Raw genomic sequence first — 15,344 nt, forward strand, 5'->3', positions numbered from 1 at the left:
CCTGGAACGGCATGAGGGGAGCGGATCCGCGAGACGAGGCGATCCACCTCGCCCCGCGGATCGTCCTTCGGCTTACTTCGTCGCCCAGACGTTGACCTGGCTCGCGTCGGGTCCCACCTGCGGCGTGATCTGGCCTTCGAGCTTGCCGGTGACCGGGTCCTGCACGCCGACGATGTCGTTCGGATAGAGCTTCTGCGTGTAGCCGGCCGGGATCACGTAGGCATGGTTGATCGGCCGCACCGAGTCGAAGTGCGTGTCCGCGCTGCCCGAGTACTCAGGCAGTGCCGCGATGTTGGCCGTGATGAAGGCTTCGGTGTACTTGGCGCGGTTCAGGTAGCTCGCATCGACGGCCGGGTCGGCGATCTGGAACATGTCCTGCAGCGTGCGCACGAACGAGAAGTGGCTGTAGGCATCGCTGTCCACCACCTGCTTCTTCGCGCCGCCCACGTCCTGCTGGTTGCTGATGATCCCGAAGATCGAGTTGCCGTGGCCGAAGTTGCCGTTGCTGTAGTTGAGCGGCGGCGCGGTCGGCAGGCCCTTGCCGCTCGCATCCACGGTCAGCGGCGTGGTCTTCGAATTCGGGCCGCCGGCATTCCAGCCGCAGCACGAACCGTTGCTGCCGCCCTCGCCTTCGTCGTACATCACGACGATCGCCACGCGCTTGTTCGGGTTCTTCCACAGCGCCGAGTTCTGGATCTTCTTGACCACCATGCCGAGGTAGATGTCGGCGCGCTGCACGCCATTGGCCTGGCCGTTGTTGTTGCTCACGCAGCTGGTGTCGCTGCCGACGCCGTGCATGTCGTCGCACTGGTCGGGCACGACGAAGTTGATGTTGCCCACGTCGCCGGTGTCCAGGTCCTTGCTGAACTGGTCGTAGATCCAGCCGCTGGGCAGGCCGTAGGCCGAGCTCTTGAGCCAGTCGGCTTCCTGGTACTGGGTGCCGAAGATGGTGCGGTTGGTGGCCACAAACTCGGGCAGGTTGCGCGCGTCCTGGTAGGCGATGGAGGGGCCGTGCTTGACCTTGTAGAGGCCGTTCACCACGGCGAAGTTGCTCGAGCCCACGAGGCTGGGCGTGGAGCCGTCGAGGTTGGTCACGCCCAGGCGGCTCGCGTCGTAGGTGGCGGCCACCTGCGCATCGGCGATGCTGTCGGCGCGCACGTCCTGGCCCGGGTTCATCGATTCGCTGTAGGTGCGGATCGTGCGGCCGGTCTTCGACATCAGCGTGAACAGGTTGTCGCCGGGGATGTTGTGCACGGTACCGGTGGTCGGCGCGTCGCCGCAGCTCGCGCTGGCAGCGCTGTAGCCGGCGCGGGTGGCGCTGCCGGCGGGCGGCAGCTTGGCCTGCGCGGGCAGCGGCTGGCCGTCCGAGGCCGTGCCGGCCTTGAACTCGACGTCGGTGACCGCGTAGGGGGTGCCCGCGACGGCGCCGCAGCCGAACCAGTTGTCGTCGGTGATGCCGAAGTCGTCGCCGCCGCCCAGCGCGGTGTAGTTGGGCTCCGACGGGTTGCCGGTCGAGTAGTAGGTGCTGAGCTGGTTGTACTTCTTGAGGATGTAGTTGATGTTGACGGCGCGCGGGTTGTCCACGATCACGTCGGTCGACTTGTTCTCCTCGATGATCACGAAGATGTTGTCGTAGGCAGGCACGCCTTCGACGTTGAAGGCCGCCTGCTGCGCCTGCGCGAAGGTGATCGGCGCCTGCTTCTGCAGCGGCTGCGAACGCGCGACGCTGCTGCCGTCCTTGTTGCTGAGGGTCACGCCCGACAGGCCCACGAGGCGCGGGTCGCCGCCCGCCACCGCGAGGTGGTCGGGGAACATGTCCTTGCGGTCGAGCTTGGCCGTCGCGTAGGTGTAGCGGTTGGTGAGCTCGTTGTCCTGGTACAGGGCCGCGTACTGGTCGGTGCCCTTCAGGCCGTTGACGTCGGCCAGCGGATCGGTGAGCGCGGCCGTGCCGAGGTTGAAGGTGGGCACGTTCAGGCGCGCGAGCAGGTTGGCCTTCTCGGCCTTGTAGCTGCTGCCGTTGGCTTCCACCAGGCGCTGCGCTTCGCTCGACAGCGGGCTGATGACGATCTTGGTGGCGCCCTGGTCGGCGATCTGGTCGGCCGAGGCGCGCAGGATCAGGTGGCTCGCGACCTTGGCGCCGGTGGCCGTGTTGGTCGCCGAGGTGCCGATGTCGGCCACGAGCTGGCCGCCCTGGGTGGCGGTCAGCGTGAACTTGCCGCTGGCGTCGGTGGTGGTCGAGGCTTCGCCGCTGTCGAGCACGCCGTTGCCATTGGCATCGACGAAGACCGTGGCCTTCGCGTAGTAACCGGCCTTGAGCGTCGGGTTGCCCGAGGCGCTGCCCGGCACGAAACCGCTGGCGGCGACCACGCCGCTGAGCGTGACGGCGTTGCCGCCGCTGCCGTCGCCGGACGGCAGGAACGCGACACCGCTGCCGCCACCGCCGCCGCAGGCGGTCAGCACGGAGGCTGCGAGCACCGTGAGCGCGGGGCACAGCAGGCCGGTCTTGATCTTGTGGATGTTTTTCAAAGTCGACTCTCGATCGTTGGGGAATGCGAACGGACGCACGGATTCGCCGAATCCGGCGGCCCTTGATTCAAGGACCGGTCGATGGTGGTTTTGCCAAATGTCAGTCCGAAGGCAGCAGACTTAGGCGCGCATTAGCGCTTTCTTCCGCCTTCGGAAACAGCGCGCGCAGGCGCGCGCACGGCGTGCGCGGCACGCCGTAGAAGCAACGGATTTGCAATTTCGCGCCCCGTGGTCAGGGCGCGGTCAGCAAGCCTGGGCGGCTGCTATTTCGGCGCGGCTTCGCGCCGTGCGAGCGCATGCATCTGCGTGGCCTCGCGCGGCAGCCACAGCGAGAGCGCGAACACCGCGAGGCCCACGACCAGCATCATCACGAAGGTCAGATGCAGCGAGCCGCCGAGCGCGAGCCGCAGCGCCGCGTCGCCGGCCGCGGGCGAGGCCGGGCCCTGCAGCAGCAGGCGCAGCTGCTCGTCGGTGAAGGCGAGGCGGCCGTCGGCGCGCGTGAGGCCGAAGTTGAAGACCGCGCCGAAGAAGGCCGCGCCCAGCGCGCTGCCGAGGTTGCGCGAGAACACGTTGGAGGCGGTGGCGCTGCCGCGTTGGGCGACGTCGACCGACTCCTGGATCAGGATCAGCGAGCTCAGGCTCAACAGGCCCATGCCCAGGCCGATGACGAACGAGCCCACGCCCGCGAGCACCGGCGTGCTGCCCGCGGCGAGCAGCACGAAGCTCGAGCAGCCGACCGGGATCAGGGCCGCGCCGGCCACGAGGATGCGCCACAGGCCCACGCGCTGGAAGATGCGCGAGGTCAGCGTGGCGCCGATCGGCCAGCCCAGCATCACCATGGTCAGGGTGAGGCCTGCCGTGACCGAGGAGCGCTCGAGCACCACCTGCACGTACATCGGCAGGAAGGTGGTGATGCCGATCAGCACCATGCCCGCGAGCAGGGCCGCGCCGTTGACGGTGGCGATGACGCGCGCGCCCCAGAGCTTAAACGACACCATCGGGTCGGCCGCGCGGCGCTCCTGCCAGACGAACAGAATCACCGTGAGCGCGAAGGCCGCGGTCCAGCCCCAGGCAGAGGCGTCGTTGCCGATGCCGAACTCGGTGAGCGCGATCATCAGCGCCGCGATGCCGGCGGCGAACAGCACCGCGCCGACGATGTCGATCGAGGCGCGGCGCGTGGCCGGCGCTTCGTGCAGGAAGGCCCAGAAGCCCAGCGCGGCGGCGAGGCCGATCGGCACGTTGATCCAGAAGATCCAGGCCCAGGAGAGCTTCTGCACGATCAGCGCGCCGAGCATCGGCCCGAGCACCGCCGACACGGCCCACACGCTCGCGAGGTAGCCCTGCACCTTGCCGCGCTCGCGCACCGGATACAGGTCGCCCACGATGGTCAGCGCCACCGGCTGGATGGCGCCGGCACCGATGCCCTGGATCAGCCGGAAGCAGATCATGGCCGGCATCGACCACGAGAAGCCCGCGAGCAGCGAACCGACGAGGAAGATCGCGATGCCCGCGAACATCACGGGCTTGCGGCCGTAGAGGTCGGAGAGCTTGCCGAACACCACGGTCATCGCGGTCTGCGCGAGCAGGAACGAGGCGAAGACCCAGCTGTAGAGATGCAGCCCGCCGAGCTCGGAGGCGATCTGCGGCATGACGGTGGAGACGATGGTCGCCTCGATCGCGACCATGGCCATCGACGCCATGATCGACGCGATGACCAGCGCGCGGTGGGTGGTCTTGGTGGGAGGAGCTTCGGGTGTCACGCGGGACTTCCTGGAGGCGCGGTGCGTCGGGGCACATCGGGGCGCGGGAAGCGCACGGGGCACGGGCACGGATTGCGAAGGGCTGCATGCTATAGCCATCACGAGCCCCTGTCCGCCGCTCGGACTCTTCGCAGGATCAGGCAAGTGGGCGGGCGCCCTGCCCCGGCTTCAGCCCTCGCCTTCGGGCGGCTCGAGGAAGGACGGCTGCGACCGCGGGAACACCGCCTTGCCCTGGCTGCCCTCGCCCGGCGCGAAGAAGGCGTAGCGGTTGCGTCCCGCGGCCTTGGCGGCATAGAGCGCGGCATCGGCGCGCGCCAGCAGCTCGGCCGCCGTGACCGCCGACTCGGCCGGGCCGTGGAAGGCGATGCCGATGCTGGTCGCGACCTCGATGCGCTGGCCGTCGACCGTGAACACCGGGCGGTTGATGCGCTCCACGATCTTCGAGGCCACGGCCGCGACCGATTCGCGCTGCCGGATGTTCTCGATCACCAGCACGAACTCGTCGCCGGCCAGCCGCGCCGCCATGTCGCTGGCGCGCACGCAGGCCTTGAGCCGGCGCGCGTACTCGGCCAGCACCGCGTCGCCCACCGCATGGCCCAGCGTGTCGTTGATGGCCTTGAAGCGATCGATGTCGAGGAACATCACGGCCAGCGAATGGCCGGTGAGCCGGCTGCGCAGCACGGCGTCGGGCAGGAACTCGTTGAAGGCCAGGCGGTTGGGCAGGCCGGTCAGCGTGTCGATGCGCGCGAGCTCGATCAGCTGGCGCTCCACCAGCTTGAGCGCCGTGATGTCGAGCGCCAGCGAGAAGATGCCGTGCGTGCTGCCGTCGCCGCGCGTGTCGGGCACGTAGATCACCTGCGTGACGCGGTCGTAGCCCGCGCGCTGCGTGCGCGCCTCGAACTCCACCTTCTCGCCGGCCAGCGCGCGCGCCAGCATCGGCCGGCGCGACAGGTAGACCTCGCGGCCCGCCACCTCCTCGAGATGGCGGCCTTCCACCTGCGAAGGCTCGAGGCCCAGCCATGCGTGGCTGGTGGCATTGGCGAAGGTGATGCGCTCCTCGCGGTCGATGTAGGTGATCAGCGCCGGCATGCTGTTGGTGATGGCGCGCAGCCGCAGCTCGCTCTCGGCGGCGCGCAGCTCGGCCTCCTTCAGGGCCGTGATGTTGAAGGCCATCAGGTAGAAGCCCAGCACCTCGCCCTCGAGGCTGATGTCGGCGATCAGGTGGGTCTGGAAATGGCCGTCGCTGCCGTGGATCGGCGCATCGACCGGGAAATGCGCGTTCTTGCCGGCCAGCACCGAGGGCAGGTGCGGCCGGATCTGCGCATACACCGCCTCGCCGAGCGAGGAGCGCAGGCTCACGCCCGCGAGCGGGCCGTCGAACAGATCGGCCAGCTTCCGCGCGCGGCTGTTGGCGAACAGGCAGTTCTCGTCGCGGTCGAAGTAGCCGACCAGCGCCGGAATGCTGTTGGTCACGTCGCGCAGCCGGCGTTCCTGCTCCGTCAGGGCCTTGCGCACATTGACCTCGTCGGTGATGTCGAAGGTCATCGCGAACACGCCGCGCACCACGCCCTCGGTGTCGCGGTCGGGGATGTAGTGCGCCTTGTAGGTGCGGTCGCCGACGCCGCGCGCGGGGTTGCCGGCCTTCTCGACGATCACGGTCTCGCCGCGCAGCGCGCGTTCGTAGTACGGCGCGACGACCGCGAAGTCCTCCGCGCCGCGCGCCTCGGGCATCGCGCGGCCGACCAGTTCGTCGTCGTCGTGCATCGCCTTCACGTGCGCATTGACGAAGGTGTAGCGCAGCGAGGCATCGACGTGCGAGACCAGCGCCGGGATGTTGTCGGCGATGGTGCGCACCTGGGCCTCGGAGCGCGCCAGGCTCAGTTCGCCGGCGCGCTGCTGCGCCATCAGCTGGTCGAAGCTGCGCGCGAGCTCGCCGATCTCGTCCTGCGCATAGCGCGCCGGCGGCTCGGGCACGCCGGCGGCCGGATCCTGCGCCGACTGCATGCGCCCGTGCAGCGCGGCCAGCGGCGTCAGGCGCCGCCGCACGAAGCCCAGCGCGAGAGCGCCTGCGAGCAGCGCCGCCAGCAAGCCGCCGCCGAGCGCCACGCGCTCGATCGCGTCGATGCGCGCGAAGGCCTCGTCGCTCGGGTACATGGCGCCGACGATCCAGTTGGTCTGGTCGGTGCGCTGGAACGCGAACAGGCCCCGCACGCCCGACTCGTCGGTGCCTTCGCTGGTGCCCTCGAAGCCCGCGATCGCGCGCCGGATCTCGGGGTTGGCGCCGTTCTCGGTCGGCAGCCGGTTCAGGATGAGCGCGGCGTCGGGATGGTCCACCACCACGCCGTCGGCCGTGAGGATGAACAGGTAGCCGGTCTTGCCGAAGCGCACGTCGGCCAGGTCGCCGAGGATGTTGCGGTCCTTGAGGTTGAGGGCGCCCGACACCACGAAGCGCACCTTGCCCTGCGCGTCGAGCACCGGCTCGGTGATGGCGACCTGCGCCAGCCCGTTCAACCGGTTGCGGTAGGGCCGCGAGATCAGGCCCAGCCCCGACTGCACCGTCTGCTGGAAATAGGCGCGGTCGCGGATGTTGATGGTGCCGACCTGGCTGGCATTGCTGAGGTTGGCGACCAGGTTGCCCTCGAGGTCGAGGAAGGCCACGTTGTCGAAGGCCAGGCGCAGCGACTTGTGCTGCTCGAGGAAGGCCTGCAGCGGCCGGCCGTCCTGGAAGTTCTGCGCCTCGACGCTGTCGACGAAGGTCTGCAGCAGGATGCGGCGGCTGCCGAATTTCTGGTCGACGCCGGTCGCGATCGAGGAGACGCGCGCGAACTGCTCGCCGGTGATCGAGGCGCGCAGGCTGCCGCGCACCAGTTGCAGCGCGACCATCGCGATCGCGACGGTCGCGGCCAGCACCACGGCGGCGACGCCGAGGCTGACGCGGGTGTGGAGTCCGAAACGGCGATGGAACGGTCGCGAAGGGGTCATGAATGAGATGAAGGCCAATGGCGCGCCGGGGTTCCGTGCCGGCTCGTGCGACCTGGGGCGAGTATCGGTGCGTTCGTCGGTCAGCGGAAGGTGAGAAACGTCATGCACCTCCGCTTCCCGATACGCGGCGGCGGCCCGAACGGATGCAGCCGCCGCGCCCGGCCGTCAAACGGCGATGGCGGGCCGCCCGGCCGCCGGCGCCGTCACCGCCCCGGCCAGCGCATCCACCATCGCATCGACCTCGGCCTCGGCCCGGGCCAGCGAGTCGGCCAGCAGCGCGCCGCCGAACTCGTCGCCCTCGGCCGCGGCTTCGTGCACCTCGGTCAGGCCGATGTACGAGAAGGCCGTGCGCACCATCGCCTCGCCATGGTTCATGTGCGCGATGCGCCCGCCCGGACCGTAGCCATGGTCGCCGCGCGCGCCCAGCAGCACCAGGCGCTTGCCGGGCGGCAGCATCGGCCAGTACGGCACGGCGCCGCGCGCGCGGTCGAAGCCGAAGGTGCGGCCCACGCGCACCACGTTGTCGATCCAGGCCTTGAACTGCGCCGGCACGCCGAAGTTGTACATGGGCAGGCCGACCACCACGAGGTCGGCCGCCAGCAACTGGTCGACCAGGCGGTCGCTCTCGGCCAGGCGTTCGGCCATCCAGGGCTCGCGCTGCTCGGGCGCGGTGAAGGCGGCATGGATCCAGCGCCCATCGACGAAGCCCGGCGGCTGCTGGCCGACGTCGAGGTGCTCGACCGCGTCGCCGGGCCGCAGGGCCTGCCAGCGCTCGACGAAGCGGGCCGACAGGCGGCGCGAGTGGGAGCCATGGGGATCGGTGCCGGAACGGCCCGGGCGCGCGCTGGTGTCGATGTGGAGCAGTCGGAGGGACATGGTCGGTGGTCCTGGAGATAAGTGAATTAATGTCTTTCGTCTCGCGATGCCAGAATGGAGATCGGCCGAGGCGTAGCGAGAATCTATGGGCCTCGCCGCCGTCTCACAAACGATCCTTTTTCCTCCAATGAACGAGCCAGATTCATCTGTCAGGTCACCCAGGCGATTGCCGCCGCTGCAGGCGCTGCGCGCCTTCGAGGCTGCGGCGGCGCATGGCAGCTTCCTGCGCGCGGCGCGCGAGCTGTCGGTCACGCCCTCGGCCATCAGCCACCAGGTGCGCGCGCTCGAGGACACGCTGGGCCAGCCGCTGTTTCGCCGCCTCACGCGGCAACTGGCGCTCACGCCCGCGGGCGAGCGGCTGTTCGAGGACCTGCGCCAGGGCTTCGATGCGCTCGAGGCCGGCGTCGAGCGGCTGCGCCGGCCGGCCGCCACCCAGGCCGTGACGCTGAGCACCAACACCGCCTTCGCCGCGCGCTGGGTGATCCCGCGCATGGCCGCCTTCCGCGCGGCCTGCCCGGGCATCGAGCTCAGGCTGCATGCGAGCGACACGGTGGTCGACCTCGCACGCGGCGAGGCCGACATCGCGGTGCGCCTGGGCAGCGGCCGCTGGCCGGGCCTCGCGGCGCGCGCGCTGATGCCCGAGCGCTACGCGCCGCTGTGCAGCCCGATGCTGGGGCTGGCGCGCGTGGAGGACCTTCCGCGGCACCGGCTGATCCATTGCGACTGGCAGCCGCAGGCCCATGCGCCGGCGCTGTGGCCGCGCTGGTTCGAGGCGGCGGGATTGGCGCCGCCGCACGGCCGCTCCGCGAAACAGGCGGCGAAGGAAGCGCCGGAGGCCGAGCTCTCGTTCTCCGACGAGACCCATGCGATCCTGGCCGCGCTCGGCGGCCATGGCGTGGCGCTCTTGAGCCTCACGCTCGCGGCCGAGGAGCTGCGCAGCGGCGCGCTGGTCCAGCCCTTCGGGCCGGCGCTCGATACCGGGCGCTACTTCCTCGCGACCGCGAACGGGCGCGAGGACGAGCCGGCGGTGCGCGCGGTCTGGGACTGGATCGCGTCGCAGGCGAGTTGATCAATCCTCGAAGGGCCCGGCGATCTCGCGCAGCGCCATGCGCTTGTAGGCCGCGACCAGCGCCGCGCCCTCCTCGCTCGCCACGCCGATCGCGAGGCGGATCGTGGCCTCGCCGAGCTCCCAGATCAGGAAGGCCGACTGCTCGATGCGCTCGCGCCCCGCGTCGCCGTGCACCTTGCGCATCGCCTCGGCCAGCATCGCGCCGGCAATGCGGCTCTCGGCGATCTGCAGCCCCAGCAGTTGCTTGTCGGCCTGCATGCCGCTCCAGATGTCGCGCATCACGGGCCGCGCGACGACGATCTCGAAATAGCGGTCGACCAGCGCCGAGAAGGCCAGCCGCAGGCTCGCGAGGTCGTGCACCTCGCGCAGGCCCTCCTCGATGCAGCCGCGGCTGTGCAGGTTGATGCGCTCGGCCAGCACGCGGATCAGCGAGCTCTTGTCGGGGAAGTACTGGTAGAGCGAGCCGATCGAGATGCCGGCGCGCGCGGCCACCTCGCTCATCTTCAGCGCGTCGCTGCCGCCGCGCCCGATCAGTTCGGACGCGCATTCGAGGATCAGTTCGACCCGCGCCTTACTGCGCTCCTGCGTCGGGTTCTTGCGCGCGGCGGGCGCGGCAGTGGCGATCTGGTTCATGGCGAAACGGGCCCGAAAAAACGGTTGACGCTCGAAATGTGAGGGAATATCATTTTTTACGTGAGCAGTCCTCACATTAACCGAAGGAGTCCGAGATGGCAATCGATCAGGTGCAGATGCGGGACGATGCGCGTCCCATCCTCGTGCTGGGCGCTCACGGCAAGACCGGCGCGCGCGTGATGGCGTTGCTGCGGGCCGCCGGCCACGCGGTGCGCGCCGGCTCGCGCGGCGCCCGTCCCGCCTTCGACTGGAACGACCGCGCCACCTGGGGCCCGGCGCTCGAGGGCGTGCGCGCGGTCTACATCGCCTACCAGCCCGACCTCTGCGTGCCCGGCGCGGTCGAGACCGTGCGCGCCTTCTGCGAAGCGATCGCGCGGGCCGGCGTGCGCAAGGCCGTGCTGCTGTCGGGCCGCGGCGAGCCCGAGGCCGAGGACGCGGAGAACGCGCTGCGCGCCAGCGCGCTCGACTGGACCATCGTGCGCGCGAGCTGGTTCTTCCAGAACTTCAGCGAGAACTACTTCCTCGAGGAGATCGTCGCGGGCGAGATCACATTGCCCGAGGGCCTCGCGCCCGAGCCCTTCGTCGACGCCGACGACATCGCCGAGATCGCGGTCGCCGCGCTGCTCGATCCCGAGGGCGGGCGCCATGGCGGCCAGCTCTACGAACTCACCGGCCCCGAGGCACTGGACTTCCCCGAGGCGATCCGCCGCATCGGCCAGGCCGCCGGCCGCGACATCGGCTGCCGCATCGTGACCATGGACGACTACGCCGCCGCGCTGGGCCAGGCCGGCCTGCCGGCCGATCTCGCGTGGCTCGTGATCTACCTCTTCAAGACCGTGCTCGACGGCCGCAACACGCCGGTGGCCGACGGCGTGCAGCGCGCGCTGGACCGCCCGCCGCGCGGCTTCGCCGAGTACCTCGCGCGCACCGCGCCCACGGGTGTCTGGGGAGCCGCGTCGTGAGCGGCAAGCTGCTGAGCGCGCTGGTGCTGGCCGGCGCGCTGTCCAGCGCGCTCGTCGCCGGCATGTTCTACGCGTTCTCGTCCTTCATCATGGCCGCGCTGGCACGCGTGCCGCCGGCCGAGGGCATGCGCGCGATGAACGCGATCAACGTGACGGTGATCACGCCGAGCTTCATGGCGCTGTTCATGGGCGCGGCCGTGCTCGGCATCGCTCTCGCGATCTGGTCGCTGTTCTCGATCTCGCAGGCCGACTCGCAGCTGGTGCTGCTGGGCGCCCTGCTCTACCTGCTCGGCTGCTTCGGCGTGACCATGGCCTTCAACGTGCCGCTCAACGACCAGCTGGCCGCCGCGCCCACCGAGGCGCTGTGGCACAGCTACCTGCGGACCTGGACGATGTGGAACAGCGTGCGCACCGCCGCGGCCGCGCTGTCGTCGGCGGTGCTGGTGGCCGTGGCGCTGCGGCAGGCCGCGGGTTGAAGGCGGGAGCGGGCAACCGAACGCAGAGGGCGCGAAGGTTTCGCAGAAGTCGCAGAAGGAACAACCAAAAAATCGATGTTCTTCTGCGACTTCTGCGCTCCTTGGTATTCCTTCTGCGTTCGGCTGTCCGAATTCAAGGCGCGCGCAATTGCTCGCGCAGCCTGGCGCCGATCTCGGGCCGCTCGAGGAAGGGATCGGCGGGGTTGGTGATCGAGACGATGTTCTCCATGCGGCTGCGCACGTTGCCCAGCGCCTTCGGGTGGCTGAACACGTAGAACTGGTTGGCGCTGATCGCCTCGAAGACCTTGGCCGCGACCTCGGCCGCCGTGATCTTGCCGCTGCTCACCGCCTTGTTGCTCATGGCCTGGCCGATCAGCTGGCTCTTGGTGAGCTCGCTCTGCTTGGGCGCATCGGGCCGGTTGCGCTCGCTGCTGGTGATGCCGGTGGGCACGAAGTACGGGCACAGCAGGCTGGCGCCGATCTGGTCGGTGACCAGGTTCAGGTCCTGATACATGGTCTCGGTGAGGCTCACGACCGCGGCCTTGGCCGCGTTGTAGATGCCCATGTTCGGCGGCGTCAGCAGGCCGGCCATGCTCGCGGTGTTGGTCACGTGGCCGCGGTACGAGGGGTCCTTCGCGGCGGCCTCGAGCATCATCGGCACGAACAGGCGCACGCCGTGGATCACGCCCCAGAGGTCGACGCCGAGCACCCAGTCCCAGTCGGCCACCGTGTTCTCCCACACCAGGCCGCCCGCGCCCACGCCGGCGTTGTTGAAGACGAAGTGCGGCGCGCCGAAGCGCTCCTTGACGGCGGCGGCCAGCGCTTCCATCTGCGCCGCGTCCGACACGTCGACCTTGCGCGCCAGCACCTGCGCGCCGGCCGCTTCCATCTCGGCCTTCGCCTTGTCGAGTGCGTCCTGCTGCACGTCGACCAGCACGAGGTTCATGCCGCGCGCCGCGCCGATGCGCGCGCATTCGAGTCCGAAGCCCGAGCCCGCGCCGGTGAGCACGGCGGTCTTGCCCTTGAAGTCCTGAATCATTGGATATGTTCCTTTGGAATGGCTCTGCGCCGAGCATTAGAGCGCGTCGGCGCGCACGCGGCTGTCGTTCGGGCGACGCATCGCGAAGCCTTTGGTTTACGCATGGGCCGACAGCGCCGAAGGGTGTCTCCGAAGCTACATACAAGCTGCCTATAAACCGCCGCAGCCCGCTCGCCGGTCCTTCATTCCATCCAGAAAATTTCCATGATCCATGCAGCGCCGAGGCCGACCTGGCAACTCAGAACTTTGGTACTCGCGGCAGTCGTCGCGCTGAGCGCCTGCGGCGGCGGTGGCGGCGGCGGGGGTGTCTTCCCCTTCGTTCCCCCGCCCTCCTCCGGTACCGCGCCGCCCGCGGTGCAACCGCCGCCGCCCCCCCCGCCGCCCACCTGCGCGGCCGCCGTGCCGGCCGACGCGCCGCTCGCGGCCATTCCCGCCGTGCAGGGCACGGGCCACCTGAGCCCGATGGCGGACCAGGGCGTGACCGTGCGCGGCGTGGTGGTCGGCGACTTCCAGGCCACCGGCACCGGCGACACCAGGCTCAACGGCTTCTTCGTGCAGTCGCTGGTGCCCGATGCCGATCCGCTGACCTCCGAAGGCCTCTTCGTCTACGCGCCGGCCAATGCGACGCGCGTGGCGGTCGGCGACTACGTGCAGGTCTCGGGCACGGTCACCGAGTTCGGCCAGACCGCGGGCGCCAACGCCAAGCCCGACAGCATCACGCAGATCGCGGGCACGAGCGACAAGCCCGTGGCCATTTCCATCTGCGGCTCGGGCCTCGCGATCGCGCCGACCCCGATCACGCTGCCGGTGGCCGACGAATCCACGCTCGAGCGCTATGAAGGCATGCTGGTCGAGATCGCGCAACCGCTGGCCGTGTCGGAGCTGTTCGAGCTGGGCCGCTACGGCCAGCTGGTGCTGTCGCTCAACGGGCGTCAGTTCAACCCCACCAACGGCAACGCGGCCGCCACGCACGAGCAGAACCTGCTCGCGCGCATCGTGCTCGACGACGGCTCGTCGCGCCAGAACCCGAACCCCATCCCCTACCTGAGCGCCGCGGGCACCGACGGCACGCGCCGCATGGGCGACACCACGCAGAAGGTCACGGGCATCCTGAGCCACAACTTCGCGGCCTACCGGATCCAGCCGACCGAGGCGACCAGCTTCGCGCAGGCCAACCCGCGCCCGGCCACCGCGCCCGCGGTCGGCGGCACGCTGAAGGCGGCGAGCCTGAACGTGCTGAACTACTTCACCACCTTCCAGAACGGCGAGAACGCCGCGGGCCAGACCGGCCAGGGCTGCACGCTCGGCAGCGAGGCACCGAGCGCGGGCAACTGCCGCGGCGCCAACAACCGCGCCGAGTTCGATCGCCAGCAGGCCAAGATCGTGGCCGCGATCGCGGGCCTCGATGCCGACGTGATCGGCCTGATGGAGATCCAGAACACCGACGTGGCGACCGACAACCTCGTGGCCGCGCTCAACGCGAAGCTGGGCGCGGGCACCTACGCCTCGGTGCGCAGCGGCAGCTTCGGCACCGACGCGATCAAGGTCGACATCCTCTACAAGCCCGCCAAGGTGCAGCGCGTCGGCGGCCTGGTGTTCCCCACCGGCACCGACCTCGCGGACTACGTCGCGCCCAGCGGCCGGCCGCCGCTGGCGCAGCGCTTCAGCGCGGTGGGCAACCACGGCGGCTTCTGGTTCGTGGTCAACCACCTGAAGAGCAAGGGCAGCTGCCCGAGCACCGGCGACATCGACCTGGGCCAGGGCTGCTTCAACCTCGCGCGCACGAAACAGGCGACGGCGCTCAACAGCTTCGTCGCCAAGCTCAAGGCGCAGGGCGAGGCCGACGTGCTGATGATGGGCGACTTCAACAGCTACCTGCTCGAGGACCCGACCAAGGTGCTCGAGTCGGCCGGCAACGAGAGCCTGCTCAAGCGCATGCCCGCCAACGACCGCTACACCTACGTGTTCGGCGGCGAGACCGGCGCGCTCGACCATGCCTATGCCTCGGGCTCGCTCGCCACGCAGGTCGCGGGCGTGGGCGTGTGGCACATCAACGCCGACGAGCCGACCGCGCTCGACTACAACACCGACTTCACGACCGACGACCGCTACGCGCCCACGCCGTACCGCGCCTCGGACCACGACCCGGTGCTGGTGGGCCTGAACCTCGCGGCCGACACGGCCGTGACGCTGCCGATCCTCGGCGGCACCATCCCAGCGACCGCCCGGGCCGGCGAAAGCTACGGCGTGACGATCACCGAGGCCCTGCCCGGCGGCAGCGCCACCCTGACTTCGCTCTCGGTCGACTGGGGCGATGGCAGTGCCGCGACGACCGCGCCGGGCGCCGGCACGGTGACGCATACCTATGCGGCCGCGGGCAGCTTCGACGTGGTGATCACGCTGACCAACTCGGCGGGCCAGACCGCCACGCGCTCCGGAACCGTCGCTGTCAGCAAGATCGTGGTGGTTCCGCCCGGCCCACCCGACCTGTTCTTCAGCGAATACATCGAAGGCAGCTCGAACAACAAGGCGATCGAGCTCTACAACCCGACCGCGGCGACGCTGGACCTGAGCCTCTACACCGTCAAGCTGTACTCGAACGGCGCGAGCACCGCGACCAACACGCAGGTGCTCAGCGGCACGCTGGCACCGGGGGCGACGCTGGTGCTCTCGAACAGCGGCGCCACCACGCCCTTCAAGCCAGCGGGTTCGATCGTCAGCAGCGTGGTCAACTACAACGGCGACGATGCGCTGACGATCGAGAAGTCGGGCACGGTCATCGACCGCATCGGCCAGGTCGGCGTGGACCCCGGCACCGAATGGAAGAGCGGCAGCGTGAGCACGCTGGACCAGACGCTGCGCCGCAAGCCCACCGTCAAGGCCGGCGACCGCAATCCCCTGCTGCCCTTCGATCCGGCGGAGCAGTGGGACAGCTTCCCGATCAACACCTCGGACGGCCTGGGCTCGCACACGGTGAACTGAGCGGGAGCGCCGGGCCGGCGATCGACGGCCCGGCGGTTT

The 15,344-nt window shown here is 69.8% G+C and carries 10 protein-coding genes; 4 read left to right on the plus strand and 6 right to left on the minus strand.

Annotated features, from left to right (window positions below):
- Positions 1-72: 72 nt before the first annotated feature.
- From AC1HIL_RS20655 to AC1HIL_RS20670, 4 genes are all read right to left on the minus strand, one after another.
- The gene (locus AC1HIL_RS20655; protein WP_479669906.1) at positions 73-2,526 is read right to left on the minus strand and encodes an alkaline phosphatase family protein; all 2,454 of its coding nucleotides are present in this window, start codon (positions 2,524-2,526) and stop codon (positions 73-75) included.
- Positions 2,527-2,789: 263 nt separating this feature from the next.
- Entirely contained in the window at positions 2,790-4,226 is a 1,437-nt protein-coding gene (locus AC1HIL_RS20660; protein WP_479672428.1) for an MFS transporter, read from the minus strand.
- A gap of 228 nt (positions 4,227-4,454) precedes the next feature.
- A complete protein-coding gene (locus tag AC1HIL_RS20665) occupies positions 4,455-7,268 on the minus strand; it encodes a sensor domain-containing diguanylate cyclase (protein WP_261205672.1) in 2,814 nt (937 codons plus the stop codon).
- 165 nt (positions 7,269-7,433) lie between these two features.
- Entirely contained in the window at positions 7,434-8,144 is a 711-nt protein-coding gene (locus AC1HIL_RS20670) for an FMN-dependent NADH-azoreductase (RefSeq protein ID WP_261205671.1), read from the minus strand.
- A 127-nt stretch (positions 8,145-8,271) separates the two neighbouring features.
- Between AC1HIL_RS20670 and AC1HIL_RS20675 the strand changes: the two genes are divergently transcribed.
- A complete protein-coding gene (locus AC1HIL_RS20675) occupies positions 8,272-9,213 on the plus strand; it encodes a LysR substrate-binding domain-containing protein (protein WP_479669907.1) in 942 nt (313 codons plus the stop codon).
- On the opposite strand, the gene AC1HIL_RS20680 is transcribed toward AC1HIL_RS20675, so the two are convergent.
- On the minus strand, positions 9,214-9,846 hold the full coding sequence (locus AC1HIL_RS20680; RefSeq protein ID WP_479669908.1) for a TetR/AcrR family transcriptional regulator: 633 nt from the start codon (positions 9,844-9,846) through the stop codon (positions 9,214-9,216).
- Positions 9,847-9,941: 95 nt separating this feature from the next.
- Between AC1HIL_RS20680 and AC1HIL_RS20685 the strand changes: the two genes are divergently transcribed.
- Both AC1HIL_RS20685 and AC1HIL_RS20690 read left to right on the plus strand, forming a co-directional pair.
- Positions 9,942-10,808, plus strand: coding sequence for an NAD(P)H-binding protein (locus tag AC1HIL_RS20685; RefSeq protein WP_082321992.1), 867 nt, complete (start codon positions 9,942-9,944; stop codon positions 10,806-10,808).
- Positions 10,805-11,284: an anthrone oxygenase family protein gene (locus AC1HIL_RS20690; RefSeq protein WP_296736906.1), complete on the plus strand. Its 480-nt coding sequence runs from the start codon at positions 10,805-10,807 to the stop codon at positions 11,282-11,284. The genes AC1HIL_RS20685 and AC1HIL_RS20690 overlap by 4 nt, the downstream gene beginning before the upstream one ends.
- Positions 11,285-11,417: 133 nt before the next feature.
- On the opposite strand, the gene AC1HIL_RS20695 is transcribed toward AC1HIL_RS20690, so the two are convergent.
- Positions 11,418-12,323 carry an SDR family oxidoreductase gene (locus tag AC1HIL_RS20695; protein WP_057594811.1) on the minus strand — a complete coding sequence of 302 codons (906 nt, stop codon included), beginning with the start codon at positions 12,321-12,323 and terminating at the stop codon, positions 11,418-11,420.
- A gap of 204 nt (positions 12,324-12,527) precedes the next feature.
- Here AC1HIL_RS20695 and AC1HIL_RS20700 point away from each other — a divergent pair, with 204 nt between their 5' ends.
- A complete protein-coding gene (locus AC1HIL_RS20700; protein ID WP_479669909.1) occupies positions 12,528-15,305 on the plus strand; it encodes an ExeM/NucH family extracellular endonuclease in 2,778 nt (925 codons plus the stop codon).
- Positions 15,306-15,344: the final 39 nt, after the last annotated feature.

The organism is Variovorax sp. ISS6, from assembly GCF_056523145.1.

Excerpts from the sequence above, each read along its gene's own strand:
- AC1HIL_RS20660 (WP_479672428.1), bottom strand. The coding sequence starts at position 4,226 with ATGGCGTCGATGGCCATGGTCGCGATCGAGGCGACCATCGTCTCCACC.
- AC1HIL_RS20665 (WP_261205672.1), bottom strand. The coding sequence starts at position 7,268 with ATGACCCCTTCGCGACCGTTCCATCGCCGTTTCGGACTCCACACCCGC.
- AC1HIL_RS20670 (WP_261205671.1), bottom strand. The coding sequence starts at position 8,144 with ATGTCCCTCCGACTGCTCCACATCGACACCAGCGCGCGCCCGGGCCGT.
- AC1HIL_RS20675 (WP_479669907.1), top strand. The coding sequence starts at position 8,272 with ATGAACGAGCCAGATTCATCTGTCAGGTCACCCAGGCGATTGCCGCCG.
- AC1HIL_RS20680 (WP_479669908.1), bottom strand. The coding sequence starts at position 9,846 with ATGAACCAGATCGCCACTGCCGCGCCCGCCGCGCGCAAGAACCCGACG.
- AC1HIL_RS20685 (WP_082321992.1), top strand. The coding sequence starts at position 9,942 with ATGGCAATCGATCAGGTGCAGATGCGGGACGATGCGCGTCCCATCCTC.
- AC1HIL_RS20695 (WP_057594811.1), bottom strand. The coding sequence starts at position 12,323 with ATGATTCAGGACTTCAAGGGCAAGACCGCCGTGCTCACCGGCGCGGGC.
- AC1HIL_RS20700 (WP_479669909.1), top strand. The coding sequence starts at position 12,528 with ATGATCCATGCAGCGCCGAGGCCGACCTGGCAACTCAGAACTTTGGTA.